Raw genomic sequence first — 659 nt, forward strand, 5'->3', positions numbered from 1 at the left:
GCTCCGTCCCCACCTGCGGCTCGGCGCCCGGGTGGTGCGCGCGGTGTACGACGAGACGCGGCACCTCTGGCAGGTCTTCTCCGCGGACGGCACCTGCCGCACGGCGCGCTTCATCATCTGTGCCACCGGCTGGCTCACCAAACCCAGGACGCCCGACATCGAGGGGCTCGACCGTTTCGCGGGCGACCTCGTGCACACCGCCCGGTGGGACCCGTCACTGGAACTGGCGGGCCGGCGCGTCGCGGTGATCGGCACCGGCGCCTCCGCGATCCAGCTGGTGCCCGAGATCGCACCGTCGGTCGAACGGCTCCACGTCCACCAGCGCACGCCCACCTGGGTCTTCCCGAAACCGGACGTCCCGGTCCCCGAGCCGGTCCGCAGGATGTTCGGGGCCGCTCCGTGGACCCAGCGCACCGTGCGGCTGCTCACCGACACCGTGACCGAGCTCAGCTTCGTCATCGCGATGATCCACTACCGGCGCTTCCCGTTCCTGGTGCGGGCCGGGGAGGCGTTCGCGCGGCTCTATCTGCGCAGCCAGGTCGGCGGCGACCGCGAGCTGATGGACAAACTCGCCCCCGCCTACCGGCTGGGCTGCAAGCGGCCGTCGTTCGGCAAGGGCTACTACCGCACGTTCACCCGCGACAACGTGCGGCTGATGA

General features: G+C 71.3%; 1 protein-coding gene. It reads left to right on the plus strand.

What is annotated here, in order from left to right:
• The coding region (locus CCN37_RS38415; protein WP_143262086.1) for an NAD(P)/FAD-dependent oxidoreductase at positions 1-659 on the plus strand (659 nt) is incomplete at both ends.

Source organism: Allokutzneria sp. NRRL B-24872 (assembly GCF_002155965.1).
Lineage (GTDB): Bacteria > Actinomycetota > Actinomycetes > Mycobacteriales > Pseudonocardiaceae > Allokutzneria.